The following is a 26950-nucleotide window of genomic DNA, read 5'->3' as shown; positions in this document are numbered from 1 at the left end:
AAAACGGCTGCGCGTTTGCCAAGCCCGCGCTGATGCTAGCGCTCCTCGTGCCGCCGCGTCCGTTGCTGTGCGCGGTACACCGCTGAGCCTTAGCGGTCTCGAGCTTGGCCGGAGCGGCGTGGATACGCCGCGCGCTCCCTGCCTTGCATGAGCGGCTTGTGTTCAGGAACTACCGGCGTCAACGTGGGGTTAGTGTTGTTGGGCCACGTTTGTAGTCCCACGCGAGGGAGAGCTCTGATGCGCATTCTGGCTTTGGCGATTTTGATCGTAGTGACGGCTTCAGCCGCGCCGTCGGCTCACGCGCAGACCTATGATCCGAAATATCCGGTCTGCCTGCAGGTTTATACAGGCTGGAACGACTATTACTTCGAATGCGGCTACACCTCGCTGGCACAGTGCAACATGTCAGCCTCGGGCCGCTCCGCACAATGCGTCGTCAACCCGTATTACGCAGGTCCGGCGCCGCGAAAGAAGCGCGCCAGGGTCTACCAGTAAGTTCGCTGAAAAAGCGCGGCGCCGGGTGTCCATCGTCTGACCTGGCTTTGAGCGGCCGTCGGCGAGTTGCTTGCGATCGACGTCAGTGCTTTCCGTCACATTGATCGCGCAGATTGCGCGATAACATGCTCACCGCATGTGTGAAGATTTCGAGTAACTTCAATCGGTTAACGGCGCTGTCGAGAGTTGTGTCGAGCGTCAAAACGCCCTATATGGGGCTCGCGACTTCACGCATGCGACCAACTATATCCGCGCATGCCGCCAAATCCCGATGAATGTAGTCAGTTCTTGATGACCACCGCGAGCGACCTGCGATCCGGAAAGACCCACCGCGACGAGAATTTTCCGGTCGCGTCGTGGATCATTCATCCGCGTCACCGGGCGCTGATCCTGAGCTTTTACAATTTCGTCAGGACCGCCGACGACATTGCCGATCACGCAACACTCGGCGCCGACGAAAAGCTTCGCTATCTCGACCTGCTCGAGGCGGAGTTGCTGGGCAAGGGCGACACGCAAAAGGAAGCGGTCAGCCTGCGCCGCGCTCTTGCCGAGCGCGCCATGGCACCACGCCACGCCCTCGATGTGCTGGTCGCGTTCCGGATGGACGTCACCAAGCTGCGCTACGAGAACTGGGATGACGTCATTCATTATTGCCGCTATTCGGCTATGCCGGTCGGACGCTTCATGCTCGACGTCCACGGCGAGAGCACCTCGACCTGGGCGGCTTCGGACGCGCTGTGCGCCGGCTTGCAGATCAACAATCATTTGCAGGATTGCGCCAAGGACTACAAAAATCTCAACCGCGTCTACCTGCCGCGCGATGCGCTGGCCGCGAGCGGCGCCACCGTCGAGATGCTGGGCGAGGCGAAGTCACAGCCGGCGCTGTTGCAATGCCTGCAGGCGCTCGCAGTGCGGACCGAAACCCTGCTCAATGAAAGCAAGTCGCTCAGCGCCGAGGTGAGGGATTTCCGGCTCGGGCTCGAGGTTGCCGTGATCCAGGCCTTTGCCGACAAGATCGTCGGCATGCTGAAGGTGCGCGATCCCCTGAGCGAGCGCGTACACCTGAGCAAGCCCGAATTGCTCGCGCAGAGCATCGGCGGCATCGCCGGCGAAATGATCAGGCGTGCCGCGGGACGCCGTCCCCAGACCAACCCGGCGGCCGGCGCATGACGTTGCAGACGGCGGCGGCCAACGCAGATTACGGCACCACCGCGTCCGGCAGTTCGTTCTACGCGGCCATGCGCATCCTGCCGCGCGAACAGCGCCAGGCGATGTTCCAGATCTACAGCTTTTGCCGTCAGGTCGACGACATCGCCGATTCCGACGGGCCGCGGCCCGAGCGGCTGGCGGCGCTGCAGCAATGGCGCGACGATATCGACGCGCTGTATCAGGGCAATCCACCGCCGCGTTTGCGGGATTATGCCGCCTCGGTGCGCCGCTTCGGCCTCAAGCGCGAGGATTTCCTGGCCGTCGTCGACGGCATGGAGATGGACGTGCCGCAGGACATCCGCGCGCCGGATCTTGCCACGCTCGATCTCTATTGCGACCGCGTCGCCAGCGCCGTCGGCCGTCTGTCGGTGCGGGTGTTCGGCCTGCCCGAGGATGACGGGATCCAACTCGCCCATCACCTCGGGCGCGCGCTGCAATTGACCAACATCCTGCGCGACATCGACGAAGACGCGGGCCTCGGCCGTCTGTATCTGCCGCGTGAGAGCTTGCTGCTTGCCGGCATCACCACCGACGATCCCAATCGGGTGATCGCCGACCGCGCGCTGCCCAAAGTGTGCCTGCCGCTCGCCGAGCGGGCCAAGAAACATTTCGAGAAGGCCGACGAGATCATGAAACGCAATTCGCGGCGCGTAGTGCGCGCGCCGCGGATCATGTCGAAATATTACCGCGCGATCCTGGACCTGTTGCTGGCCCGGGGCTTTGCCGCCCCGCGCCAGCCGGTTCGCGTCCACAAGATGGCAAAGATCGCCATCCTTCTCCGTTACGCGATCATTTGATGCAGAAAAACGTTCATATCATCGGCGCCGGCATTTCCGGCCTCTCGGCCGGCGTCCGGCTCGCCAACGCCAATTACCGGGTGCATGTCCACGAGGCCACGCAGCAGGCCGGCGGCCGTTGCCGGTCCTATTTCGACGCGGCCACCAATCTCACCATCGACAACGGCAACCATCTCTTGTTGTCCGGCAACCGTCATGCGCTGGCCTACGCCAAATCGATCGGCACCGAGGCCGGGCTGGTCGGGCCGAAGCTTGCGCAGTTTCCCTTCGTCGACATCGTGACCGGCCAGCGCTGGCAACTCGACCTTGGCGACGGCAAATTGCCGCTATGGGTGTTCGACGAAGCGCGCCGCGTCCCCGATACGAAGCTGCTCGATTATCTCGCCTTGATGCCTCTGGCCTGGGCAGGCACCGGCAAACTTGTCGGCGACACGATCCCCTGCAAAGGTACGCTGTACGATCGGCTGGTGCAGCCGCTGCTGTTGGCCGCGCTCAACGTCGATCCCCCCGAGGGTTCGGCGGGCCTTGCCGGCGCGATCGTGCGGGAAACGCTGCTGGCGGGCGGGCAGGCCTGCCGGCCGCTGATCGCGCGCGACGGCCTGAGCGCGGTGCTGGTCGAGCCGGCGATCAAGCTGTTGCAGGACAAGGGCGCTTCGATCCAGTTCGGCCACGAGCTGCGCGAATTCGCGATCGCAGGCAACGCGGTCGGCGAATTGAAATTCGGCAGCGACGCGATTGCGCTCGGCTCCGACGACGCCGTGGTGCTTGCGGTGCCGCCGCGCCCTGCGGCGGCGCTGTTGCCGGGCCTGAAGACGCCGTCAAAATTCCGCGCCATCGTCAACGCGCATTTCCGCTTCGATCCGCCGAAGGATGCACCCCCAATCCTCGGCGTCGTCGGCGGCCTCGTGGAATGGCTGTTCGCGTTTCCGCAGCGGCTGTCGGTCACCATCAGCAATGGCGACCGGCTCGTCGATATGCCGCGCGAAGAACTCGCGCTGGCGATCTGGCGGGATGTCTGCAAGGCAGCCAGCCTGCCGGGCGAACCGCCATTGCCGCCCTGGCAGATCGTGCGCGAGCGCCGTGCGACGTTCGAGGCCACGCCGGAGCAGAACGCGCTGCGGCCGGGAGCGGTGACATCGTTCAAAAACCTGTTTCTCGCCGGTGACTGGACTGATACGGGGTTGCCGGCAACCATCGAAGGATCGATACGGTCGGGCGACCGCGCCGCCGATCTGGTCCTGGCAAGGTCCAAAGCATGATCCGGAAACGTGGATACCGGTTTTCCCTCGGGACAAACGCGAACGCGTTGCGCGGAGATCATGCTCAAATAGTGAGATGGAGCCTGATGACTATTCAAGGAATGGTCATCAGGCTCCACCCTTGACCGGACGTTGCGTGACCGGCTTCACAGAAGCTGGTCGCGAATAGAGGGATGTCTAGCGAATGCTTTCCGTAGGCAAAAAAATTGCAGTCGATCCCGTCGCGACAGTCGACGCCGTCGCGCTGGAGAAGAGCATTTCCTCCGCGACCGAAGCGCTGCTCGGCTACCGGCAGTCCGATGGACACTTTGTGTTCGAGCTGGAAGCCGACAGCACGATACCGTCGGAATATATCCTGCTGCGCCATTATCTCGCCGAGCCCGTCGACAGCGTGCTCGAAGCCAAGATCGCCAACTATCTGCGCCGCACGCAAGGCAATCATGGCGGCTGGCCGCTGGTGCAGGACGGCCCGTTCGACATGAGCGCCAGCGTCAAATCCTATTTCGCGTTGAAGATGATCGGCGATTCCGTCGATGCGCCGCACATGGTGCGCGCGCGCGAGGCGATCCACGCTCACGGCGGCGCTGCCCGCGTCAACGTGTTCACGCGTTTCCTGCTGGCCTTCTATGGCGTGCTGAGCTGGCGTGCGGTGCCGGTTTTGCCGGTCGAGATCATGCTGCTGCCGACGTGGTCGCCGTTCCATCTCAACAAGATTTCCTACTGGGCGCGCACCACGATCGTGCCGCTGATGGTGATGGCGGCGTTGAAGCCGCTGGCGAAGAATCCCAGGGGCGTCGGTATCGACGAGTTGTTCCTGCAGGACCCGAAGTCGGTCGGAATGACGCCGAAGGCGCCGCATCAGAGCCGGGGCTGGTTCACGCTCTTCAGCACGCTGGACAAGATCCTGCGGGTCATCGAGCCGCTGTTTCCGAAAAAGCTGCGCCAGCGCGCGATCGACGCCGCGCTTGCGTTCACGGAAGAGCGCCTGAACGGTGAAGACGGCATGGGCGCGATCTACCCGCCGATGGCCAACATCGTCATGATGTATGACGCGCTCGGCAAGGGGCCGGATTTTCCGCCGCGTGCGGTCACGCGCAAGGGCATCGACAAGCTCTTGGTGATCGGCGAGCACGAAGCCTATTGCCAGCCCTGCGTCTCGCCGGTGTGGGATACCGCGCTGACCTGCCACGCGCTGGCGGAGGCCGGCGGCGAAGACACGCTCAAGAAAATGAAACAGGGCCTCGACTGGCTGAAGCCGAGGCAGATACTCGACCTCAAAGGCGACTGGGCAGCGAAGGCGCCGGATGTTCGTCCGGGCGGCTGGGCGTTCCAGTACAACAACGACTATTACCCCGATCTCGACGACACCGCCGTGGTCGTAATGGCGATGGACCGGGCGCGCCGGGCAGACGGCAGCAAGGAATACGATCAGGCGATTTCGCGCGGCCGCGAGTGGATCGAGGGCCTGCAGAGCCGCGACGGAGGCTGGGCCGCCTTCGACGTCAACAACCTCGAGTATTACCTCAACAACATCCCGTTCTCCGACCACGGCGCGCTGCTCGATCCGCCGACCGAGGACGTCACTGCGCGCTGCATCTCGATGCTGGCTCAACTCGGCGGGACCGCCGAGAACAGCAAGGCGGTTGCGGACGGGATCGCGTATTTGCGCCGTACCCAGCTCGCAGAAGGGTCATGGTACGGCCGCTGGGGCCTCAACTACATCTATGGAACCTGGTCGGTGCTGTGTGCGCTCAATGCCGCGGGGGTGGATCACCAAGACCCGATGATTCGCAAGGCGGCGGACTGGCTGGCATCGATCCAAAACGAGGATGGCGGCTGGGGCGAGGACGCCGTCAGCTACCGGCTCGATTACAAAGGATATGAAAAGGCCCCGTCGACCTCCTCGCAAACGGCATGGGCCTTGCTTGGACTGATGGCGGCCGGCGAGGTCGAGAGTCCGGCGGTCTTGCGGGGTGTGGAGTACCTAAAAGCCACACAGACGGAGAAAGGGCTGTGGGACGAGGCGCGCTACACGGCTACGGGCTTTCCGCGGGTGTTTTATTTGCGTTATCATGGCTACTCGAAGTTCTTTCCGCTCTGGGCGCTGGCGCGGTATCGGAATTTGAAGAGCACCAACAGCAGGGTGGTAGGGGTCGGGATGTGACTTTGGGGGCGGGGGCCGCCGCGATCGTGGACAATTCGGTTGATCGCAATTCGAATGATCCGCGGCCGGTTTTGATCATAACAGGATTGGTGCAGGAAGCCCGCATCGCGGCCGGGCCCGGCATGATCGTCATCTGCAGTTCCAGCGATCCGCAGCAATTGCGCGCATTGCTGGCAACGCTCGATTCTACCACTTTCAGGGGTGTGATTTCGTTCGGCGTCGCCGGTGGACTGGATCCATCGCTGAAATCAGGCGACGTGGTCGTGGCGACCGAGGTTCTGGCCGGCGATACCCGTTTCCTGGCAGGTCTGGCGCTGAACGAGGAAATGATCGCCCGTGCGGCGTTGCGCCGCCGGCGCGTGGTCCGCGGCGTCCTTTCTGGCGTGGAACAGGTGATCGCAGCAACCGCCTGCAAGGCCGCGTTGCATTCGGAGACGGGCGCTGCGGCCGTCGATATGGAGAGCCATATTGCCGCAGCCTATGCGGCCGAAGCGGGGCTTCCGTTTGCAGCGCTCCGCGTCATCTCCGATCCTGCCAACCGGGCGCTTCCGGCGCTCGCCAAGAGCGCCATCAAGCCGAACGGTGACATCGATCTCGGCAAGGTGCTGCGCGGGGTTGCGCGCAATCCCGCCTCGCTCCGCGCGCTGGTCTCGACGGGAATCGATTTCAATCGCGCGCTACGCTCCCTGCGTGGCTGCCGCGGCTTCTTGCACAGCGACGAGGGGCTCGCTACCGCGGGGATCTGATCCGCACACGGGGCATCCGCCTTCAGGATTTTCAAAGGGCGTCAGACAAAAAAGAAAGGGCCTCGGTTCCCTGAGAACCGAGGCCCTAATCTTTGAGGCCATAATCTTTTCTGCTGTCCCGCTTAGGCGGCGGTGGAGGCTTTTTCCTGCTGCTTGGCGGTGGCGGCCGCCGCCTCGTCGCGGCGGATTTCCGACAGCTTCTTCTGGACCTGTTCGGAGAAGATGTACTGCGCCGGGCGCTGCTTGGTGAGATCGATCTCGGGCGCCATCGGGCCCGTGGTGCGGACGCCGCGCAGCGCGACCCACATCGCCTTCAACGGATTGACGAAGGCAGCGTTGGCCGCGGTCGGCTCATAGCCACAATGCGCCATGCAGTCGGCGCACTTCTCGTACTTGCCGGTGCCGTAGGAATCCCAGTCCGTGGTCTCCATCAATTCCTTGAAGGTCTTGGTATAGCCCTCGCCGAGCAGGTAGCAGGGCTTCTGCCAGCCGAAAATGTTGCGCGCCGGCATGCCCCAGGGCGTGCATTCGTAGGACTGGTTGCCGGCCAGGAAGTCGAGGAACAGGCCGGAATGCATGAAATTCCACTTCTTGCCCTTGCCGAGCGCGAACACATCGCGGAACAGCTTCTTGGTCTTGGTGCGGTTGAGGAAGTGTTCCTGGTCCGGGGCGCGCTCATAGGCGTAGCCCGGCGACATCGAGACGCCGACACCGAGTTCGGTAGTGAAGTCGAGGAACTTTGCGATGTCTTCCGCCGCATGGCCGTCGAAGATGGTGGCGTTGACGTTGACCGCGAAGCCGCGGGCTTTCGCCGCCTTGATCGCGGAAACCGCGCGATCGAACACGCCTTTCTGAGAGACCGCCTTGTCGTGATGGTCCTTGAGGCCGTCGAGATGCACCGAGAAGAACAGATAGGGCGAGGGCTCGAACAGATCGAGCTTCTTTTCCAGCAGCAGCGCGTTGGTGCAGAGCGAGACGAACTTCTTGCGCGCCACGAGGCCGCGCACGATCTCGCCGATCTCCTTGTGGATCAGCGGTTCGCCGCCGGGGATCGCCACCATCGGCGCGCCGCATTCCTCTGCCGCGTCCCAGCATTCCTGCGCGGTCATGCGGCGGTTGAGGATGGCATCGGGATAGTCGATCTTGCCGCAGCCGACGCAGGCGAGGTTGCAGCGGAACAATGGTTCCAGCATCAGCACGAGGGGATAACGCTTCCGGCCGAGCAGCTTCTGCTTGACGAGATAGCCGCCGATACGGATTTCCTTGAAGAACGGTATTGCCATGTGAGAGATTTTCTTTCTGGACTTGGAAATCTTGAAGTCGATCAGCTCGCAGTCAGTTCGGCTGGAAGCCGGAACTCGATATTTTCTTCCCGGCCGGGAAGCACAGACACCTTGACGGGTCCGATACGCCTCAAAGCCTCGATCACGTCGTCGACCAAAACTTCGGGCGCCGATGCGCCCGCCGTGATGCCGACTGCCTTTGCATCCTTCAGCCAGACAGGGTCCAGCTCGCTGCCATCGGCAATGAGATAACTCGCGACCCCGACCTCGGTGCCGATTTCGCGAAGCCTGTTTGAGTTGGAACTATTGGCGGCCCCCACCACCAAGATGACGTCCACCAGCTTGCTTAGGTCCCTTACCGCAGATTGGCGGTTCTGTGTCGCATAGCAGATATCCCGGATGTCGGGGCCTTGAATATCTGTAAAACGGGCCTGAAGGGCGGCAATTATGTCCTTTGTGTCATCCACGCTGAGGGTGGTCTGGGTGATATAGGCCAGCGGGGCGTCGGTCGGCAGCGTCAGCGCCGCCACGTCGTCGACGTTCTGGACCAAGAGAACCGGCCCTGGAACCTGGCCCATGGTTCCCTCGACCTCGGGGTGGCCGGCATGCCCGATCAGCACCAGGGTCCGGCCCTTGGACATATACCGCTTGCCCTGATTATGGACCTTGGTCACCAGCGGGCAGGTGGCATTGAGGACGGGCAGGCCGCGGGCGGCGGCCTCTTCCTCGACCGTGCGAGCCACGCCATGGGCGCTGAACACGGTGACCGCGAGCGGCGGCACCTCCGACAGATCCTCGACGAAGATCGCGCCCTTGGCCTTCAGGCTTTCGACAACGTACTTGTTGTGCACGATCTCGTGCCGGACATAGACCGGCGGACCGTACTTCTCGAGCGCGCGCTCAACGATTTCGATGGCACGCACGACGCCCGCACAAAATCCGCGGGGCTGCGCTAGATACACTTCCATGGGACGTCCATTACGCAAGTTGCATTAGGTACTGAATTCGCAAATTCACTCGAAGATCTCCGTGCAGCCGGTCACATTCGGATATCTGCAATATCCGCACCATGACCGGAACCCGTAGGTAATCCCCACCCATAGATGGAAGCGCAGGTCTATGTGCCAAAAATCGTGCAGATAGAAAAGGTCGATCGCGTAATGGTTACCGAATTGATGGTAGTTAAATACCTATAAACGCTCCGTATGAAATGTTGTTCCTCACCGGCTCGTCACTTTATCGCCCACCCGGACAGGCTATACCGGCCCCCGAACGCCGGTTCCGATCTGTTTTGGTAGCTTCGCTTGAACTCTTCGCGAGGTAACCAAAACAACATTAGATCGGCCCCGGGAACTCCGCTAGACAGCGGGCGTTTTCGCCCAGCTCTCATTGAGATTTAGAAAGAAACGAAGTGCTGACCAGTATTGTTGTCTCCGTTGTCAGAACCTGTACGCGGTTTGCCACTCTCGTCGTCATCGTCTCCCTGCTTCTGGCGGTCGGAGCGGGCTACTATGGCGCCCGGCATTTCGCCATCAACACCGACATCAATACGTTGATTTCGCCTGACCTCGACTGGCGCAAGCGCGACAATCAGTTCGAGCAGGCGTTCGAACGCGAAAAACTGATTCTCGCCGTCGTGGAGGCGCCAACGCCCGAACTTGCCAGCGCCGCGAGCAAGGCGCTGGCCACCAAGCTCTCCGGCGATACCAAGCACTTCGAATCCGTACAGCCGCTGGGTTCCGGCGAATTCTTCGAAAAGAACGGGCTGTTGTTCCTGCCGGTGGAGGAAGTCGGCAAGGTCGGCGGCCAGCTCGAAGCCGCAGCACCCCTGATAGAGATCATGGCCGGCGATCCCTCGATCCGCGGCCTCACTGGCGCGCTGGAGACCGGGCTTGCCGGCGTCAAGCGCGGGCAGCTCAAGCTCGACAACACCGAGCGGCCCTTCAACCTGATCAGCCAGACGGTCGAAGACATCCTGAACAAGGGGACGGCGACGTTTTCCTGGCGCGAGCTCGTCAGCGACAAGCCTTTGACCGATGCTGACCGCCGCGCCTTCATCGAGTTCAAGCCGAAGCTCGACTACAGCGAGCTTGAACCCGGCAAGGACGCGACCGACGCGATCCGGCAGGCCGCGACCGATCTCAATTTTGCGGGCCAATACAGCGCGCGGGTGCGGCTAACCGGGCCGGTTCCGATCGCGAATGAGGAATATTCGACCGTGCAGGACGGCGCGATCGTCAACGGTGTCGCAACCGTCCTCATTGTCCTCGTGATTCTCTGGATGGCGCTGCATTCCTCGAAAATCATCTTTGCGGTTTTCGTGAACCTGTTCATCGGCCTTTCGGTCACGACCGCCGTCGGCCTGTGGATGGTGGGCTCGCTGAACCTGTTGTCGATCGCCTTTGCCGTGCTGTTCGTCGGCCTCGGCGTCGATTTCGGCATCCAGTTCAGCGTCCGCTACCGTTCCGAGCGCTTCAAGAACGAGGATCTGGCACTGGCGCTGGAGAGCGCGGCCAGACGTTCGGCAATCCCGCTGTCGCTCGCCGCGATGGCGACCGCCGCCGGCTTCCTGTGTTTCCTGCCGACCGACTACAAGGGCATTTCCGAACTCGGCAAGATCGCCGGCGCCGGCATGCTGATCGCGTTCATCACCAGCATCACGGCCCTGCCTGCCATGCTGAAGCTGCTTCACCCGCCCGGCGAGAGCGAGCCGGTCGGTTACGCATTTCTGGCGCCGGTCGACGCGTTCCTCGAACGGCATCGCGTCATCATCGTCGTTGGCACGTTGATTCTCGTCGTGGCCGGCCTGCCACTGCTTTATTTCATGAAGTTCGACTTCAATCCGATCAACCTGCGCAATCCAAAGGCGGAATCGATCGCGACCTTCCTCGATTTGCGCAAGGACCCGAACACCGGCGCCAATGCCATCAACGTGCTGACCAATTCGGAAGCGGAAGCCAAGAAGATCGAGGCGCGGCTGGAAAAGCTGCCGGAAGTTCTGCGCGTGATGTCGATCGACAGTTTCGTCCCTGACGATCAGCCGGCGAAGCTGCAGCTTATCGCGAAGGCGGCGAGGGTGGTGGGGCCTGCGCTCAATCCCGACTCGGTCGATGCGGCACCCGCCGATGAGGAGAACGTGGAGGCGCTGAAGAGTTCGGTCACCAGCCTGCGCAGGGCCGCCGGCGAGGGCAAGGGACCGGGCGCGGTCGCCTCACGAAGGCTGGCGGATGCGCTGTCGAAGCTCGCCGGCAGCGACCAGGCGACGCGCGACAAGGCGCAGAACATCTTCGTTGTCCCGCTCAAGATCGTGTTCGAGCAGCTCAGGAACACGATGCAAGCCGGTCCGGTCACGCTGAAGACGCTGCCGCCGGAACTCTTGAATAGCTGGAAATCCAAGGATGGGCTCATTCGCGTCGAGGCGTTGCCGAAGGGAGATCCCAACGACAACGACAACCTCCGTCGATTTGCCGATGCGGTCCTAGCGGCCGAGCCGAATGCGATCGGCGGGCCGGTGTCGATCCTCAAATCCGGCGACACCATCGTGAAGGCGTTCATCCATGCCGGCATCTGGGCGCTGTTGGTGATCAGCCTGTTGCTCTGGCTGACGCTGCGGCGGATCACCGACGTGCTGATGACGATGGTGCCGCTGTTGGTGGCGGGCGCCGTGACGCTGGAACTCTGCGTCCTGATCGAGCTGCCGCTCAACTTCGCCAACATCGTCGCATTGCCGCTGCTGCTCGGCGTCGGCGTCGCCTTCAAGATCTACTATGTCGTGGCGTGGCGCGAGGGCAGAAATAACCTGCTGCAGTCGAGCCTGACGCGTGCGATCTTTTTCTCGGCCCTGACGACCGCGACCGCGTTCGGAAGCCTGTGGCTATCCAGTCATCCCGGCACCGCCAGCATGGGCAAATTGCTGGCGCTGTCATTTGTCATCACGCTGGCCGCGGTGTTGCTGTTCCAGCCGGCGCTAATGGGCAAACCGCGCGATGTCGGGCAGTAGGCAGATATCGCCGATATCGCTGGGTTGGCCGGCCGCCTGCTTCTGACCGGGCGCGGGCTTCGGCGCGGGTGCAGGATTTACCGCACCCGTGGTCTTCGGCGGAGCGACCGGCGCGGCGGTCTTTGGCGGTGCGCCGGGTGCAGCCTTCGGCGCGCCCTTGGCCATGCTGTTGGCAGGGCTCGAGGGGATCGGCGGCCCGACACGGGTCCAGGTTTCACCGCCGCACAGGAAGCCCAGCACGCAGCCTTGAATCTCGAGCTGATCGGCGCCGACCGGCTTGATCGTCGAGCTGTAGAGCTGTCCGTCCTTGGCGTTGTAGACTTCGCCCTCCCAGGCATCGACGCCGGGCTTCTTCTTCATGTCGATCAGGATCGGCATGCCCAAGGTCGGTCGGCTCTGCTTTGCGGTATCCGGATTGTTCTTGTCCTTGCCGCCCGGCGTCTTTTCCCAGGCCACGACGCCCCACATGTTGCCGCTGCATTGGGCGACGCGGATGTTGGCGACACCATCGGCTACTTTCCAGTCACCAGTGGGATCGGCAGCGAGTACCGTATTAACACCTGTGGCTAAAATGATTCCCGAATACACTATTGTACGCGCGACAGTTCTTGGGCAGTGCAACATGGTCCAAACCTGTGTTTAAGTAGATGATCCGAAGCGGGGTCAAAACGCCGCATTGAGCATTTTCAGTTGACGAAGCGGCCATCAACCGACGTATGTAGCGAATGCCAAGTTCATATCTAGACGTTTCCGAGCTGTTTGTTGAGCGGCAGGCGCAGCGCAGTTCCATGCATGCGCGCCACCTGAACGAGCAGCTCGTCCGGGTGCTGAGGACCATCGGCTACGATGTGGGTTTTCAGAAGGGTCAAGGTCAATACCTGTTCGATCGTGACGGGGCCCGCTATCTTGATCTACTGAGCGGATTTGGCGTTTTTGCGATTGGCCGCAATCATCCGGCGCTGCGTCAGGCGCTCAAGAGCGTGCTCGACAGCGATTTTCCCAATCTGGTGCAACTCGACGTCTCCACGCTCGCGGGTGTGCTGGCGGAACGCCTGCTTGAACATGTGCCATATCTGGACAAGGTGTTCTTTGCCAATTCCGGCGCCGAGACCGTCGAGGCCGCCATCAAGTTCGCGCGCGGCGCGACCGGCCGTCCCGGCATCGTCTCCTGCTCCCATTCCTTCCACGGCCTGTCCTACGGCGCGCTGTCGCTGATGGACGATGCGAACTTCCGCTCCGGATTCGAACCGGTGCTGCCGGGATGCACGCAGATTCCTTTCAACGATCTCGCTGCGCTGGAGCAGGCGTTGTCTTCGCGCCAGGTCGCAGCCTTCATCGTCGAGCCGATCCAGGGCAAGGGCGTCAACCTGCCCACGGACGAATTCCTGCCGGGCGCGGCCGCGCTGTGCAAAAAATACGGCACCATCTTCATCGCCGACGAAATCCAGACCGGTGTCGGCCGTACCGGAAAATTCCTCGCGGTCGAGCACTGGAATGTCGAGCCGGACATGGTGCTGCTGGCGAAGGCGCTGTCGGGCGGCCATGTCCCGGTCGGCGCGCTGCTGACGCGCAAGCACATCTTCGATAAGATCTTCAACCAGATGGACCGCGCCGTCGTGCACGGCTCGACCTTTGCGAAGAACGATCTGGCGATGGCCGCCGGCATCGCAACGCTCGACGTGATCAAGCAGGAAAGACTGGTCGAGCAGGCCGCCAGGCGCGGCGCCGAGCTTCGCCTCGCGCTGACCCGCATGGTGCCGGGCTATGAATTGCTGAAGGAAGTCCGCGGCAAGGGACTGATGATCGGCATCGAGTTCGGTCCGCCGAAATCGCTGAAGCTGAAGGCTTCGTGGAATCTCCTGGAGACCGCCAACAAGGGCCTGTTCTGCCAGCTCATCACCGTGCCGCTGTTCAAGGATCACAAGATCCTGACGCAGGTCTCCGGCCACGGCAGCCACACCATCAAGCTGCTGCCGCCGCTCGTGATCACCCAGGAAGATTGCGCCTGGATTGCAAAGTCGTTCGACGACGTCATCGCTGCCAGCCACAAGGTGCCCGGTGCGATCTGGTCGCTCGGCAAGACGCTGGTCGACAACGCAGTCAGGAAGTCGGCGTAGGTCCGTCATTGCGAGCCAACGGGTCGCGCGAATGCGCGCCCGATGACAGGCTCAGCGAAGCAATCCACGGCTCCGCAAGCAAAGAGGTGGATTGCTTCGTCGCTGACGCTCCTCGCAATGACGCGGAGTGGAGGAGTGCATGGTCAACATCACCGGCGGCTGTCACTGCGGCGCTATCCGCTATCAGATCGAGGGCGAACCGATCGTTCATGCGCTGTGTCACTGCGCTGATTGCCGGCGTCACGCTGGCGCGCCTGTTGTCGGCTGGACGATGTATGCGGAGGACGCGCTCAAGGTGACGAAGGGGACGCCGAAGCTCTACAAGTCCTCCGAACATGGCCGGCGGCAATTCTGCGCCGATTGCGGCACGGGCCTGTTCTACACCAACGCGAATATCATGCCCGGCATCGTCGACATTCAGAGCGCGACCTATGACGACCCCGACGCCGTTCCGGCGATGATGCATATCCAGACCGCAGAGCGCCTGCGCTGGATGGAGCGTGCGCACGAACTGCCGACCTTCGAGCGCTATCCGCCGCAGTCATAGCCTTGATCGTAGGGCGGACTAGCGAAGCGCCATCCGCAGCAAGTCTCACCGCACAACGCTTGTTGGCGGACAACGCTGCGCCAATCCGCCCTCCAGCGCTGCCGCGCACTAGCAGAAGCATTGCGTCGATCGTTTCATTTGTAGACGAATATTCTGCGCGTTTGCCGACGAGGGATATTCCGCGCGTTCACGCCATCGGGATTTTCGCGCACGGCTTTTCAAATCGCGGTGAGAGCCGTCGCACAGCTATCCGCATTTGCGGCGCGATACCCAATTGGGTGGGGTGACTTCAAAACAAGAGGATCTCACCGATGACCAAGTCGATCCCAACACTCGCCGCCGCGTTTCTGATGACCGCGATTGCAGCGCCGGTATTCGCGCAACCTGCGATCCAGGAGCCGGGGGCCTATTCCTTCTTTCATCCCAATGCCGATGTGCTAGGCGGCCGGCCGGCCTATCGATCGTTCGATCAATCCAACGCCTATTACAATTCCAACGCCTATTACAACGAGGCTGTGCCCGCGCCGCGGCTGCGGCAGAGATCGGTCGCGCCGAGACACAATCGCAGGGCGCAGTAGCGCGAGTGTCTCGCGCCACGTTCAGCGAAGCGGCTACCTTGCGTCTTACAAAATCATCGCGGCGCCTTTCTACGCAATCATCGCCGTCGGCGTGTTGGTGTTGCCCGACGTGATCGTCGGCATCACCGACGCGTCTGCGACGCGCAAGCCGGCGATGCCGTAAAGCCGCAGTCGCTCGTCAACCACCGGCGCGGGTCGTTGGCGGTACCCATCTTGGCGGTCCCCACCCGATGCAACGCACCGTCGTCGCCGACAAGGTGGCGTTGGGTTGGGACAGTGTGGCTGTCGGATGACGTCGCTTGCGCACAGCGTCTTGCGGCAACGACCGGCGCTGTTCATTCACCTGAGCGTGATCGAGGGCGAATGTCAAATGCGGGCGAATGTGCCTATTTGCTAGACGAGAAGCAAGTGGAGCTGACCCATGAATGACATCACGCCGCTTATTCCGCGCCAGCTCGTTCCGACTCTTGCAGTAAGCTTGGTTGGTGGCGGGCGCTTCGATATTGCCGCCGAAAATCCAGAGCGCTTCACCATGGTCGTATTTTATCGTGGTCTGCACTGCCCGATTTGCCGGATGCAGCTAGGTGACTTGGAAACAAAGCTGCCGGATTTCGCCAAGCGGGGCGTTAGCGTCGTCGCGATATCATCCGACGATGCCGAGCGCGCGGACCGCAGCAAACGAGAATGGAGGCTACCGAACCTAAGGCTGGGATTTGGCCTTGATCTCCATGTCGCTCGTGCGTGGGGATTGTACGTTTCGACGGGCCGCGGAATGACGTCTGCCGGAGTCGAGGAACCGGGTTTGTTTTCAGAGCCAGGGCTGTTTCTGGTGCGGGCGGACCACACGCTCTATTTCGCCAGCGTACAGACGATGCCGTTCGCGCGGCCGCATTTCGCCGATATTCTCGGCGCCATCGACTACGTCATCGGCAAGGACTATCCGGCGCGCGGCGAAGTGACCAACCTACCGGCCGCGGCAGCTTGAGCCTCTATTACGGGGGCGATAGCCTGGACTTGTTCGTTCGCGCGTCAGCGCGCATCCTCCAGGATTATCGTCGCGCCTTTCTCCGCGATCATCGCGGTCGGCGTGTTGGTATTGCCCGATGTGATCGTTGGCATCACCGACGCATCGGCGACGCGCAAACCGGCGAGCCCAAAGAATCGCAGGCGCTCGTCGACGACGGCCATCGGGTCGTTCGCCGTACCCATCTTCGCGGTCCCCACCGGATGAAAGATCGTGGTGCCGATATCGCCCGCGGCCTTTGCCAATGAGGCGTCGTCGTCACCGACGCTGGGGCCGGGGAGATATTCTACCGGGCGATAGCGTTCGAGTCGTTTCTGCTTCATCAGCCGCCGCGTGGTGCGGATGGCATCGGCTGCGACCTGACGGTCGTCGTCGGTCGAGAGATAGTTCGGCGCAATCGAGGGCGCTTCGTCAGGTTTTGCGGAGCGGATGCGCACGGTGCCGCGCGAGGTCGGCTGCAGGTTGCAGGCGCTGACGGTAATGGCGGGGAAGCGGTGCAGGGGATCGCCGAACTTGTCGAGCGACAGCGGCTGCACATGAAACTGGATGTTGGCGCGCGCGCGGGTAGCGTCGGAGCGGGTGAAGATGCCGAGCTGCGATGGCGCCATGGTCAGCGGTCCGCGGCGGCGGAAGGCGTAGTCGAGCCCCATCATCCCGCGACGGATCAGCGACCAGTAGGTCTCGTTCAGCGTGCGCACGCCCTCGACCTTGTAGATCGCGCGCTGCTGCAGATGGTCCTGCAGATTGCGCCCGACGCCCGGTCTGTCGAGCGCCACATCGATGCCGAGCGGCGAGAGCCAGTCGGCCGGGCCGATGCCGGAGCGGTGCAGCACCTGCGTCGAGCCGATCGATCCCGCGCACAAAACAACTTCGCCCCTGGTGCGCGCCTCGATCACTTCATTGCCTTGCAGGAAGCGCACGCCGACCGCGCGGCCGTTCTCGACGATCAGGCGGTCGACCAGCACGTGCTTTTCCAGCCGCAGATTGCTGCGGTTCAGCACCGGCTTGAGGAAACCCCGCGCCGAAGACCAGCGGCGGCCGCGCTTCTGGTTGACGTGGAAATAGCTCACGCCTTCATTGTCGCCGGTGTTGAAATCGGCAATCCGCCTGATGCCCATTTCCTCGGCGGCGTCTCCGACCGCGTCGAGAACCTCCCAGGACAGCCGCGGCGCCTCGATGCGCCAGCCGCCGCCGGTACCGTGATGTTCGCTTTCCCCGAGGAAATGGTCTTCGAGCCGCTTGAACAGCGGCAGCACGTCGTCATAGCCCCAGCCGGTCAGCCCGAGCTGCCGCCAGTGATCGTAATCGGCGGCCTGGCCCCGCATCGAGATCATCGCATTGATGGCGGAGCAGCCGCCGATCACCTTGCCGCGGGGATAGGCAAGCGAGCGGCCGTTGAGCCCGGGCTCCGGCTCGGTCCTGAACATCCAGTCCGAACGCGGATTGCCGATCGCAAAGAGATAGCCGACCGGGATGTGAAACCAGATCCAGTTGTCGTTGCCGCCGGCCTCCAGCAGCAGCACGCGATTCCCGGGATCGGCCGAGAGCCGGTTGGCCATGATGCAGCCGGCTGTCCCTGCGCCAACCACGATATAGTCGAAATCGCCTTCAAGCCGCTTCGGCATCTCTCAGTTTCCACCCATCGACGCCGTCATGCCCGGACTTGTTCCGGGCATCCACGTCTTCTTGGACGTTTATTAGTCAGACGTGGATGGCCGGGACAAGCCCGGCCATGCTCCGCCGCCGGGCCGTTGCATGGATGGGGCCTGCGGCAGGGTGCGTTGGTTGGACCGCCCCTTGCATGCTACAGGGCAGAAGCGTTCAACCCGGAAAGTCTGTTATCTCCATGCCAATCGTCAACCGCGTCGCCGAATTTCAACCCGATATCCAGGCCTGGCGCCGGGATATTCATCAACACCCGGAATTGCTCTACGACGTGCACCGCACTGCGGCATTGGTGGCGGACCGTTTGCGGGAATTCGGCTGCGACGAGGTTATTACCGGTCTCGGCCGCACCGGTGTCGTCGGTGTCATCAAGGGCAACAGGCCCGTTGGCAAGGGTGACGTGAAGGTTATCGGGCTGCGGGCGGATATGGACGCGCTGCCGATCGAGGAGGCGACCAATCTGGCCTACGCCTCCAGGACGAAGGGCTTAATGCACGCCTGCGGCCATGACGGCCACACCGCCATGCTGCTGGGTGCGGCGCGCTATCTCGCCGAGACTCGCAATTTCGCCGGCGATGCGGTCGTGATCTTCCAGCCGGCCGAAGAGGGCGGCGCGGGCGCCGCCGCGATGATCAAGGACGGGCTGATGGACCGCTTCGGTATCGAGCAGGTCTACGGCATGCATAACGGTCCGGGCATTCCGGTCGGCTCGTTCGCGCTTCGGCCCGGTCCGATCATGGCCGGAGGCGATGCCGTCGTCATCAAGATCGAGGGACGGGGTGGGCACGCCGCACAGCCGCATCGATGCATCGATTCCGTTCTTGTCGGCGCGCAGTTGATCACCGCGCTACAGTCGATCGTCTCGCGCAGCGTCGATCCGCTGGAGTCGGCGGTGATTTCGATATGCGAATTTCACGCCGGCAACGCCCGTAATGTGATCCCGCATACCGCGGAACTGCAAGGCACCGTCCGTACCCTGAACGGCGAAGTGCGGAAAATGGTGGAAAGAAGGGTCCGCGAGGTCGTCGCCGGCGTGGCGCAGGTCACGGGCGCCAGGATCGATCTGACCTATGATCGCGGCTATCCGGTAACGGTCAACCATCCCCTGGAGACGGTAGTTGCGACACGGGCAGCCAGCGAAATCGCCGGCGATGCCAATGTGCATGTGATGCCACCGCTGATGGCCGGCGAAGATTTCGCCTTCATGCTGGAGCAGCGGCCGGGTGCGCTGATCTTCTGCGGCAACGGCGACAGCGCCGGCCTGCATCACCCCGCCTACAATTTCAACGACGAGGCGATCGTGTTCGGTACCTCCTACTGGATCAAGCTGGTCGAGAACACGCTGGCCGCGTGAGGCCATTCACGGACATTTCGGGCTTTCCAGCCCTGGTCCGCCAAGCTCTCGGGTGGATGGGGTTCCTGCAGCAGCGTGTTGGGTGGACCGCCGCTTGCATGCTACAGAAGCCCTAGCATTCCAAACTGAGGTTCGAGGAATCCCATGCCTATCGTCAACCGCGTCGCCGATCTGCAACCCGATATTCAGGCTTGGCGCCGCGTTATCCATGAAAATCCCGAATTGCTGTACGACGTCCACCGCACCGCAGCATTCGTGGCGGACCGCCTGCGCGAGTTCGGTTGCGACGAGGTCGCCACCGGCCTTGGCCGCACCGGCGTCGTCGGCGTCATCAAGGGCAAGCAGCAGCCCGGCAAGGGCGAGATCAAGGTGATCGGGCTTCGCGCCGACATGGACGCGCTGCCGATTGAGGAGCAAACCAATCTTCCCCATGCCTCCAAGATATCAGGCAAGATGCACGCCTGCGGCCATGACGGTCACACTGCCATGCTTTTGGGTGCGGCGCGGTATCTCGCCGAGACCAGGAATTTCGCCGGCGATGCGGTCGTGATTTTTCAGCCGGCCGAGGAGGGCGGCGCTGGCGCCGCGGCGATGATCCAGGACGGGCTGATGGACCGGTTCGGCATCGAGCAGGTCTACGGCATGCACAATGGCCCCGGGATCCCGGTCGGTTGTTTCGCCATCCGGCCCGGTCCGGTGATGGCCGCAACCGACTCGATCGACATCAAGATCGAGGGCCTCGGCGGGCACGCCGCGCGTCCGAACAAGTGCATCGATTCCGTCCTCGTCGGCTCGCAGCTCATTACCGCCCTGCAGTCGATCGTCTCCCGGACCATCGATCCCCTGGAGTCGGCGGTGGTCTCGATCTGCGAGTTCCACGCCGGTAACGCGCGCAACGTGATTCCGCATACCGCCGAACTCAGGGGCACCGTGCGTACCTTGACGCCGGAAGTGCGTGAAACGGTGGAGAAGCGGGTCCATGAGGTGTGTGAGGGCGTAGCCAAGATGACCGGCGCCAAGATCGATCTCACTTACGAGCGCGGCTATCCCGTGACCAAAAATCATGCCGAGCAAACCGACTTTGCCACGCAGGTGGCCAAAGAAGTGGCCGGAGCCCAGAACGTCCACGAGATGCCGCCTTTAATGGGCGCGGAAGATTTTTCCTATATGTTGGAGGCGCGGCCAGGCGCGTTCATCTTCTGCGGCAACGGCGACAGCGCAGGGCTTCATCACCCCGCCTATGATTTCAACGACGAGGCGATCGTGTATGGCACCTCGTACTGGATCAAGCTGGTCGAGAACAGGCTGGCGGCGTCGTAAGAGCGCGGAGGGCCACTTCAACTTCGATCGCAGATGAAGTGCGATAGTACATCAAGGAAGGCCTGTATCTTCAATGCAGGCCTTCTTTATTTCGCGCTCAGCCGCAACTTGAAATGCCTTATCCCAATCGCTCAATAGCGCGACGGTACGTACATTTCGGGTGGAATCGGCCCGCGGCTATATTCCGGATTGCGAACCCGCGGCGGCAGTACCACCGGCTCAAACTTGATTTCCTGGTAGGGAATTTGTTCGAGCAGATGCGCGATGCAGTTCAGCCGCGCCTTCTTCTTGTCGTCGGCCTCGACCAGGTACCAGGGAGCTTCCGGAATGTGGGTACGCTCCAGCATCGCTTCCTTGGCCTTGGTATATTGCTCCCAGCGACTGCGCGATTCCACATCCATCGGGCTGAGCTTCCACTGCTTGAGCGGATCGTGGATCCGCATCATGAAGCGCAGATACTGCTCTTCATCGGTGATGGAAAACCAGTACTTGATGAGGGTGATTCCGGAGCGCACGAGCATACGCTCGAATTCCGGCACCGACCGGAAGAATTCTTCGACGTCGTCTTCGGTACAGAAGCCCATCACGCGCTCGACGCCGGCGCGGTTGTACCAGCTACGGTCGAACAGCACGATCTCGCCGCCGGCCGGCAAATGCGAAACGTAACGCTGGAAATACCATTGCGTGCGCTCACGCTCGTTCGGCGCCGGAAGCGCCGCGACGCGGCAGACCCGAGGGTTGAGCCTCTGGGTGATACGCTTGATGACGCCGCCCTTGCCGGCGGAATCGCGTCCCTCGAAAATCACCACCACCTTGAGCTTGTGGTGCTGCACCCAGGCCTGCAATTTTATCAGCTCACCCTGCAGACGGATCAATTCCTTGAAGTAGACGCGACGGTCGATCGTCTCTTCTGCCGTATGGTCGGCAAATTCATTGGTCAGCGCATCGAGACGATCGTCGTCGATTTCAAGTTCCAGTTCCTCATCGAAACTATCCAGCATTTCCGCCTGAATGCGGTCATTGATCGGCATGGTGCCATTCGGGGGTCTTTTGGTCATGGCGGGCTCCGGCTGCAGAGCAGTGGGTTCGCGTGGGTGTGTGAATGCCGACGCCCTGCCGTATCATCATCGGTCAGGGCACCTTGCGGAAAGCAGAAGGCCGGAGTTTGGTTCCGGCCTCCCGCTATCCGTCGGGCTGCCGACACGGCAGCGACTCTACCGCACCGCCGATACTCAAAACAGGTTCGCGAACAGCACGTAGAGACTTGCCGACAGGCAGATCGCGGCCGGTAGCGTCAGCACCCACGCCATCAGCAGATTGCGAATGGTCGCCATCTGCAGGCCCGAGCCGTTGGCCGCCATCGTGCCGGCGACACCGGATGACAGCACGTGGGTGGTGGAAACCGGCAAGCCGAACACGTCGGCGACGCCGATCGTGGAGGCGGCAACCAGTTCGGCCGACGCACCTTGTGCATAGGTCAGATGCGACTTGCCGATCTTCTCGCCAACGGTGATGACGATGCGCTTCCAGCCGATCATGGTGCCGAGGCCCAGCGCGATCGCCACCGCGATCTTGACCCAGAGCGGGATGAACTTGGTGGCGCTGTCGAGCGAGCCCTTGTAGGCCTTGAGGGCGTCGACCTCCTCCTTGCGCAGGTCGTTTTCCTTGTCCTTCATCAGGAAGCGGATCGCTTCCGAGGTCAGGTACATGTCGTTGCGGGTGTTGCCGACGGCCTCTGCCGGCACCTTGTTCAGCGAGCCGTATTTCGAAACCTGCTCACCGACGTCCTTCACCAGCGCGGCCAGCGAGGGATAGGTGCCTTCGCTGATCTTGCGAGCGGACACGTATTGTGTCACCGCCGGCCGTGGGTCGCCGATGATGCTGTGGCCGGCGCCCTTGGCGGCGATCACCTTGGAGGCGGCATCCGAGGTCTTCTGGAACTGCGTCACCTGCGACTCCGGCATCGCGCGGTTCAGCGCGTAGGCGGTGGGCACCGTTCCGATCAGGATCAGCATGATCAGGCCCATGCCCTTCTGGCCGTCGTTCGAGCCGTGCGCGAAGCTGACGCCGGTGCAGGTCGCGATCAGGATGCTGCGGATCCACAGCGGCGGCGCCTTGTTGCCTTCGGGTGCAGCATAGAGCGCCGGATTGCGGACGATGAACTTCAAAGCCAGCAGCAGGATCGCCGCCATGCAGAAGCCGAACAGCGGCGAGAGCAGCAGCGCGTAGCCAATCTCGGTCGCCTTGCTCCAGTCGACGCCCGAGGTGCCGTCGCGGCCGCGCATCAGCGCGTTGGCAATGCCGACGCCGATGATCGAGCCGATCAGCGTGTGCGACGAGGACGCCGGCAGGCCGAAATACCAGGTGCCGAGGTTCCAGACGATCGCGGCGATCAACAGCGCGAACACCATCGCAAAACCGGCGCTGCTTCCGACCTGCAGGATCAACTCCACCGGCAGCAGCGAGACGATGCCGAAGGCGACAGCGCCGGAAGAGAGCAGCACGCCGAGGAAATTGAAGAAGCCCGACCACATCACGGCAAATTCAGCCGGCATCGAATGGGTGTAGATCACGGTCGCAACCGCGTTGGCGGTGTCGTGGAAGCCGTTGACGAACTCGAATCCGAGCGCGATCAGGAGCGCGACGAACAGGAGGATAAAGGGCAAATAGGTGGTGACCGGCATGCCGGTCGCGTCAATGTCGACGTAAATGCTGTAGGCGACGTACAGCATTCCGGCGGCGAGGATGCCGCAGAACAGGATCATCGTCAGCGGGTTGAAGCCTTTATCGAGGTTCGGCCGCGAGGCCGGCTGGACAGGCGCTTCGCCCATCGATGAATTGAGAGCGATATCGGTCATTCTGACACCTCGCCTGACAACTGACTTGAGGCCGGCATTTTTGACCGAGGGAGTTGAAGGTTAGATGACACGCGCAACGTTGGCCGGTGGGCGCGTCGGCTTGCCGATCAGCGTTTCCCGGAGCGTCGAATGCTTCCTTTTGGAATCGTTGAGGCATTGCTGCGCCACGTCGCGCGATCGCGCATCGCGGGCGGTTCTGTCGCCGTTGGCGGTTGAGCTATTCCAGCCGGTGCGGCCTACTCGGATTATTCACGAGCGGTGCTCGCAGGAGACGTCGTCATAGTTCAGCGCTCTTGATCGGTTGCCGAAGAAGCGTCCTAAGTTTTTCTGGTGGCGTCTTGCGTGCATCGCTCAGGTAAATCTCGTGATGTGGCCCTGCGAACGTGACGCCTTTGGCGGGCATAATCTCGTTGTGAAGCCTGGCGAGCGTCGGGCCTTCGTCGTCGTAGCTACCGACATGTAGCGTCTGCAAGCATCGCCCTTCGCCCAACCGACGCGGCAGACGAAGCGAGGGCCATACTCCGCGGCCCAAGGCCAAGCGCGTCGCGGAAGCCATGCTGAAGATGGTGAAGTTCGACATTGCCGAACTGGAAGCCGCAGCGAGGGGTTGGAACGCGGGCCTGGCAGGACAAGCTACAACGCGCGGCGGAAAAAAATGGTCGCGCGCTGCACGGCGCCGGGGGCTGGGAGGAGGAACCGCGCAGCGCGTCGACCATATGGGAGCGTCATGGCGTGATCCGACGTCCCACATTCTCTTAGAATGCGATTGTGTTCTAGATCAATTAATGGTTGTGTACGGAATTGTCAATTTTTCCCGTTATATTTCACCAGAAATTGCGACTGCCGGATTGCCAGGAACTCAGGCTGTGTGCGCCGATCGCAGCAGGCCGGCCGCTATCTTCAGGTCATCGACGAAACGCCGGTATTCCCGTGCCTTGGCATCGGCATCGGGCTGGCGCAACAGATAGGACGGATGCACCGTCACCAGCGCCCGGGTTCCATCGTCGAGATCGATCGGGTGGCCGCGGTTCTTGTTGATCGGCGTGATTTTCCCGAACACGCTTTGCGCCGCGGTGGCGCCCATCGCCACCACCAGGTCGGGTTGGATTGCAGCCAGTTCGCGTTCGTACCACTGCCGGCACGCCTTGATTTCCGGCGTGGTGGGTTTCTGGTGCAGGCGGATCTTGCCGCGCGGCACGAACTTGAAATGCTTGACCGCATTGGTGACGTAGACTGTGCGGCGGTCGATCCCGGCTTCCTCCAGCGCGCGGTCGAGCATCAACCCTGCGGGCCCGACGAAAGGTTTTCCGGCGAGATCTTCCTTGTCGCCGGGCTGCTCGCCGACCAGCATGATCCGCGCCGTTTGCCGGCCTTCACCGAACACGGTCTGGGTCGCATGCTTGTAGAGAGGGCAGGCGCGGCAATCGGCGGCTTCCTCGCGCAGCATCTCAATATCGTCGGCGTGTTTGCGGGCCATTTCGTTTGCCGTGTCGCTTTCCTTGTCGCTTTCCTTGGGCGGTTCCAGCCGCTGCGGTTCGACGGCCGCATTCGCGATCATCGCGCTGGCGGTGCGTCCGGCGTCTTCGATCAGGGGTTTAATCAATGAGGCCTCCGGCAGGTTCCGCCAGTATTTACGGGGCATCTCCTTACTCATGGCCTGCACTTTCATGCGGGCGGGATTAAAAATGCTGGCGTAGTAGTGCCGCCAGGTTTCCTCCAGCCGATCCGCGGTCGGGGCTTCGCTCTTGGCGATGCCCGGCGTGATCGAGACGGCATGGCCGTCCCAATGTGCGCAGACGTCCGGCGTCAGAATCGACCAAGGCATGTCGGCGAAACGGCGCGCGAAGAACGGGGCGGCCAGCTCGACGACGTGATGCTCCGGCTCGAACCAGGCGACGAAGTGCGACTTCTGCTCGCGGCCGACTTCCCGGAAGCGGACAAAGGCGTGCATCTTGTGCTCGTCGCGGCGCACGACCTTGGCTATGGCGATGACTTCAGCCACATCAGGATCGGTAGCGATGTCGAGCAGGTCATGGTTGCCGCGCAGCCGCCACAGCAGGCGATAGAGCAGGGCGAACCGCTCGGGGTTGCGATGCAGGATCGCGAGCTCAGCCAGTTCGACGAATCTCGCCGGTACGTTGAAGGTGCCGTGTGGCGGCTCGAGCGGCGGCGCCGTCGGCTCGAACAGTTCGGGCGCATCGCCCGCGACACGCCATGTCACGTCGGAGGGTTTTACGTCATTCAGCGCCAGTGCCCGCGCCGCCTTGCGCCAGCCGTCGAAATCGGTTTCGCTGTCGAGGGTGATGTGGTGCATGTTGTTTCTCCCCGTCATTACGAGCGAAGCGACTTGTCCGCCGTAGCTCAACGAGCGAAGGTCTTGGGGATGCGTGCGAGGTTGGCATCCGTCAGGAGTTCTAGCTTAAATTGCGCCTCCGCCATTGAATCCCTTTGATTCCATTCATGAATCGACTGAGCGTCGATCCCGATTGACTCCACAGGTCCTGTTAGCTTTATATTAGAACATATCATGAACAAATGAGCCAGCCGCGAGTTCACTCGGGAAGAAGCGGTAAAGGCCAAATCCTTAAAGGAGCGGCGCATGAGCAGCGCACGCACAAGCACGCTTGCGAGTTTGCGAGGGCGCATCGAGCGGATCGAGACGCATGGCGATGCGCATGACCTCAACAAGGTCGCGCTTGGCCATGCGGCAGCGGATGCGGTACTGCACGGCGGCCTTGCAGTCGCGGCGGTGCATGAAGTGTTCGCCGAGGGCCATCAGAGCGCGGCGGCCACGGGCTTCATCGCAGGGCTCGCGGGAAGGGTGTCGCCGCGCCGGCCGCTGGTCTGGGTGCGGCAGGATTTTTCGGAAATTGAATCCGGTGCGCTGTCGATGAGCGGGCTTTGCGAGCTCGGGCTCGATCCGCGGTTACTCGTGACCGTGCGCGCCCCGGACACCGACGCCGCATTGCGGACCGCCGCCGACGCGCTGGCCTGCGATGCGCTCGGCGTCGTCGTACTGGAAGTCTGGGGACAGGCGCGTCAGCTCGATCTCGTCGCCAGCCGCAAACTTACATTGGCCGCGCAAGCCTCCGGCGTCACCGCACTGCTGCTGCGGATGGCGGTGGAGCCGCGGCCCTCGACGGCCGAGACAAGATGGATCGTGCGCGCGGCACATTCGCCGCCTTCCACGCCTTCAATGCCTGCGGCGCCTTGGAGCGCCTGGGGCGCGCCGATGTTCGACGCGCAGCTGGTTCGTAACCGTCATGGCCCGGTCGGCCGGTGGATCATGGAATGGAAATGTGATGAGTGCCTATTCAGTGAACCGGCGGCGTATCCTCAGCCTCTGGCTGCCACGCCTGCCCGTCGACCGCATCAAGCGCAAGCTTTCGGGCAACAGAGGCGCGCAAGCTAAAGCGATTTCGAGCCACGCTGCTTGCGACCCGAACGATGCGCGCCCTCCCCCCTTGCGGGGGAGGGCGGGGGAGAGGGGTGGCGGCAACGGCAGTGCTCGTGGCTTACCCCTCTCCCTAGCCC

General features: G+C 62.4%; 22 protein-coding genes and 1 pseudogene. 14 read left to right on the top strand and 9 right to left on the bottom strand.

What is annotated here, in order from left to right; genetic code table 11:
- Positions 1 to 237: 237 nt before the first annotated feature.
- From GWE18_RS17955 to GWE18_RS17930, 6 genes are all read left to right on the top strand, one after another.
- Entirely contained in the window at positions 238 to 495 is a 258-nt protein-coding gene (locus GWE18_RS17955) for a DUF3551 domain-containing protein (RefSeq protein WP_057849272.1), read from the top strand.
- Between the two features lie 291 nt (positions 496 to 786).
- Positions 787 to 1665, top strand: a complete 879-nt coding sequence (hpnC, locus tag GWE18_RS17950) for a squalene synthase HpnC (protein ID WP_275187034.1) — start codon at positions 787 to 789, stop codon at positions 1663 to 1665.
- Entirely contained in the window at positions 1662 to 2501 is an 840-nt protein-coding gene (gene hpnD, locus GWE18_RS17945) for a presqualene diphosphate synthase HpnD (protein ID WP_275187033.1), read from the top strand. The genes hpnC and hpnD overlap by 4 nt, the downstream gene beginning before the upstream one ends.
- A complete protein-coding gene (gene hpnE / locus GWE18_RS17940) occupies positions 2501 to 3760 on the top strand; it encodes a hydroxysqualene dehydroxylase HpnE (protein WP_275187032.1) in 1260 nt (419 codons plus the stop codon). The genes hpnD and hpnE overlap by 1 nt, the downstream gene beginning before the upstream one ends.
- A gap of 184 nt (positions 3761 to 3944) precedes the next feature.
- Entirely contained in the window at positions 3945 to 5924 is a 1980-nt protein-coding gene (gene shc, locus GWE18_RS17935) for a squalene--hopene cyclase (protein ID WP_275187031.1), read from the top strand.
- 2 nt (positions 5925 to 5926) lie between these two features.
- Positions 5927 to 6670 carry a phosphorylase gene (locus GWE18_RS17930; protein ID WP_275187182.1) on the top strand — a complete coding sequence of 248 codons (744 nt, stop codon included), beginning with the start codon at positions 5927 to 5929 and terminating at the stop codon, positions 6668 to 6670.
- 122 nt (positions 6671 to 6792) lie between these two features.
- Here the strand turns inward: GWE18_RS17930 and hpnH are convergent, their stop codons facing one another.
- Together hpnH and ispH are read right to left on the bottom strand one after the other, a co-directional pair.
- Positions 6793 to 7953 carry an adenosyl-hopene transferase HpnH gene (gene hpnH, locus GWE18_RS17925; protein ID WP_275187030.1) on the bottom strand — a complete coding sequence of 387 codons (1161 nt, stop codon included), beginning with the start codon at positions 7951 to 7953 and terminating at the stop codon, positions 6793 to 6795.
- A gap of 41 nt (positions 7954 to 7994) precedes the next feature.
- Positions 7995 to 8921 carry a 4-hydroxy-3-methylbut-2-enyl diphosphate reductase gene (gene ispH, locus GWE18_RS17920; RefSeq protein WP_275187181.1) on the bottom strand — a complete coding sequence of 309 codons (927 nt, stop codon included), beginning with the start codon at positions 8919 to 8921 and terminating at the stop codon, positions 7995 to 7997.
- A 443-nt stretch (positions 8922 to 9364) separates the two neighbouring features.
- On the opposite strand from ispH, the gene GWE18_RS17915 reads away from it, so the two are divergent.
- Positions 9365 to 11953: an MMPL family transporter gene (locus tag GWE18_RS17915; protein WP_275187029.1), complete on the top strand. Its 2589-nt coding sequence runs from the start codon at positions 9365 to 9367 to the stop codon at positions 11951 to 11953.
- On the opposite strand, the gene GWE18_RS17910 is transcribed toward GWE18_RS17915, so the two are convergent.
- A complete protein-coding gene (locus tag GWE18_RS17910) occupies positions 11921 to 12577 on the bottom strand; it encodes a DUF2147 domain-containing protein (RefSeq protein ID WP_275187028.1) in 657 nt (218 codons plus the stop codon). The genes GWE18_RS17915 and GWE18_RS17910 overlap by 33 nt on opposite strands.
- Before the next feature lie 101 nt (positions 12578 to 12678).
- Here GWE18_RS17910 and hpnO point away from each other — a divergent pair, with 101 nt between their 5' ends.
- The 3 genes from hpnO (at position 12679) to GWE18_RS17895 (ending at position 15195) form a co-directional block, all read left to right on the top strand.
- Complete coding sequence (gene hpnO / locus GWE18_RS17905) at positions 12679 to 14070, top strand: aminobacteriohopanetriol synthase HpnO (RefSeq protein ID WP_275187027.1); 1392 nt, start codon at positions 12679 to 12681, stop codon at positions 14068 to 14070.
- Between the two features lie 139 nt (positions 14071 to 14209).
- A complete protein-coding gene (locus GWE18_RS17900) occupies positions 14210 to 14617 on the top strand; it encodes a GFA family protein (protein WP_275187026.1) in 408 nt (135 codons plus the stop codon).
- A 311-nt stretch (positions 14618 to 14928) separates the two neighbouring features.
- Entirely contained in the window at positions 14929 to 15195 is a 267-nt protein-coding gene (locus GWE18_RS17895; RefSeq protein WP_275187025.1) for a hypothetical protein, read from the top strand.
- A gap of 69 nt (positions 15196 to 15264) precedes the next feature.
- On the opposite strand, the pseudogene GWE18_RS17890 reads toward GWE18_RS17895, so the two are convergent.
- Positions 15265 to 15422, bottom strand: a pseudogene (locus GWE18_RS17890) (GMC oxidoreductase); the annotation flags it as partial.
- 194 nt (positions 15423 to 15616) lie between these two features.
- On the opposite strand from GWE18_RS17890, the gene GWE18_RS17885 reads away from it, so the two are divergent.
- Complete coding sequence (locus GWE18_RS17885) at positions 15617 to 16180, top strand: peroxiredoxin-like family protein (protein ID WP_275187024.1); 564 nt, start codon at positions 15617 to 15619, stop codon at positions 16178 to 16180.
- A gap of 44 nt (positions 16181 to 16224) precedes the next feature.
- Here GWE18_RS17885 and GWE18_RS17880 read toward each other — a convergent pair whose 3' ends face one another.
- Complete coding sequence (locus GWE18_RS17880) at positions 16225 to 17844, bottom strand: GMC family oxidoreductase N-terminal domain-containing protein (protein ID WP_275187023.1); 1620 nt, start codon at positions 17842 to 17844, stop codon at positions 16225 to 16227.
- Positions 17845 to 18065: 221 nt separating this feature from the next.
- Between GWE18_RS17880 and GWE18_RS17875 the strand changes: the two genes are divergently transcribed.
- Both GWE18_RS17875 and GWE18_RS17870 read left to right on the top strand, forming a co-directional pair.
- On the top strand, positions 18066 to 19238 hold the full coding sequence (locus tag GWE18_RS17875) for a M20 aminoacylase family protein (RefSeq protein ID WP_275187022.1): 1173 nt from the start codon (positions 18066 to 18068) through the stop codon (positions 19236 to 19238).
- A 144-nt stretch (positions 19239 to 19382) separates the two neighbouring features.
- Complete coding sequence (locus tag GWE18_RS17870) at positions 19383 to 20558, top strand: M20 aminoacylase family protein (protein WP_275187021.1); 1176 nt, start codon at positions 19383 to 19385, stop codon at positions 20556 to 20558.
- 131 nt (positions 20559 to 20689) lie between these two features.
- On the opposite strand, the gene ppk2 is transcribed toward GWE18_RS17870, so the two are convergent.
- The 4 genes from ppk2 to GWE18_RS17850 all read right to left on the bottom strand — a co-directional run bounded on the left by ppk2 (position 20690) and on the right by GWE18_RS17850 (position 25730).
- Positions 20690 to 21616, bottom strand: coding sequence for a polyphosphate kinase 2 (ppk2, locus tag GWE18_RS17865; RefSeq protein ID WP_275187020.1), 927 nt, complete (start codon positions 21614 to 21616; stop codon positions 20690 to 20692).
- Positions 21617 to 21790: 174 nt separating this feature from the next.
- The gene (locus GWE18_RS17860; RefSeq protein WP_275187019.1) at positions 21791 to 23416 is read right to left on the bottom strand and encodes an inorganic phosphate transporter; all 1626 of its coding nucleotides are present in this window, start codon (positions 23414 to 23416) and stop codon (positions 21791 to 21793) included.
- 277 nt (positions 23417 to 23693) lie between these two features.
- The gene (locus tag GWE18_RS17855) at positions 23694 to 23972 is read right to left on the bottom strand and encodes a GyrI-like domain-containing protein (RefSeq protein WP_275187180.1); all 279 of its coding nucleotides are present in this window, start codon (positions 23970 to 23972) and stop codon (positions 23694 to 23696) included.
- Between the two features lie 303 nt (positions 23973 to 24275).
- Positions 24276 to 25730: a UdgX family uracil-DNA binding protein gene (locus GWE18_RS17850; protein WP_275187018.1), complete on the bottom strand. Its 1455-nt coding sequence runs from the start codon at positions 25728 to 25730 to the stop codon at positions 24276 to 24278.
- A gap of 285 nt (positions 25731 to 26015) precedes the next feature.
- Here GWE18_RS17850 and GWE18_RS17845 point away from each other — a divergent pair, with 285 nt between their 5' ends.
- Positions 26016 to 26828, top strand: coding sequence for a DNA repair protein (locus GWE18_RS17845; protein WP_275187017.1), 813 nt, complete (start codon positions 26016 to 26018; stop codon positions 26826 to 26828).
- Positions 26829 to 26950 lie beyond the last annotated feature (122 nt).

Origin of the sequence: Bradyrhizobium sp. CSA112 (genome assembly GCF_029051645.1) — a bacterium.
Classification (GTDB): Bacteria; Pseudomonadota; Alphaproteobacteria; order Rhizobiales; family Xanthobacteraceae; genus Bradyrhizobium.
Note: the sequence above shows the minus strand (reverse complement) of the source record. Positions and strands in the feature narration are given on the sequence as shown.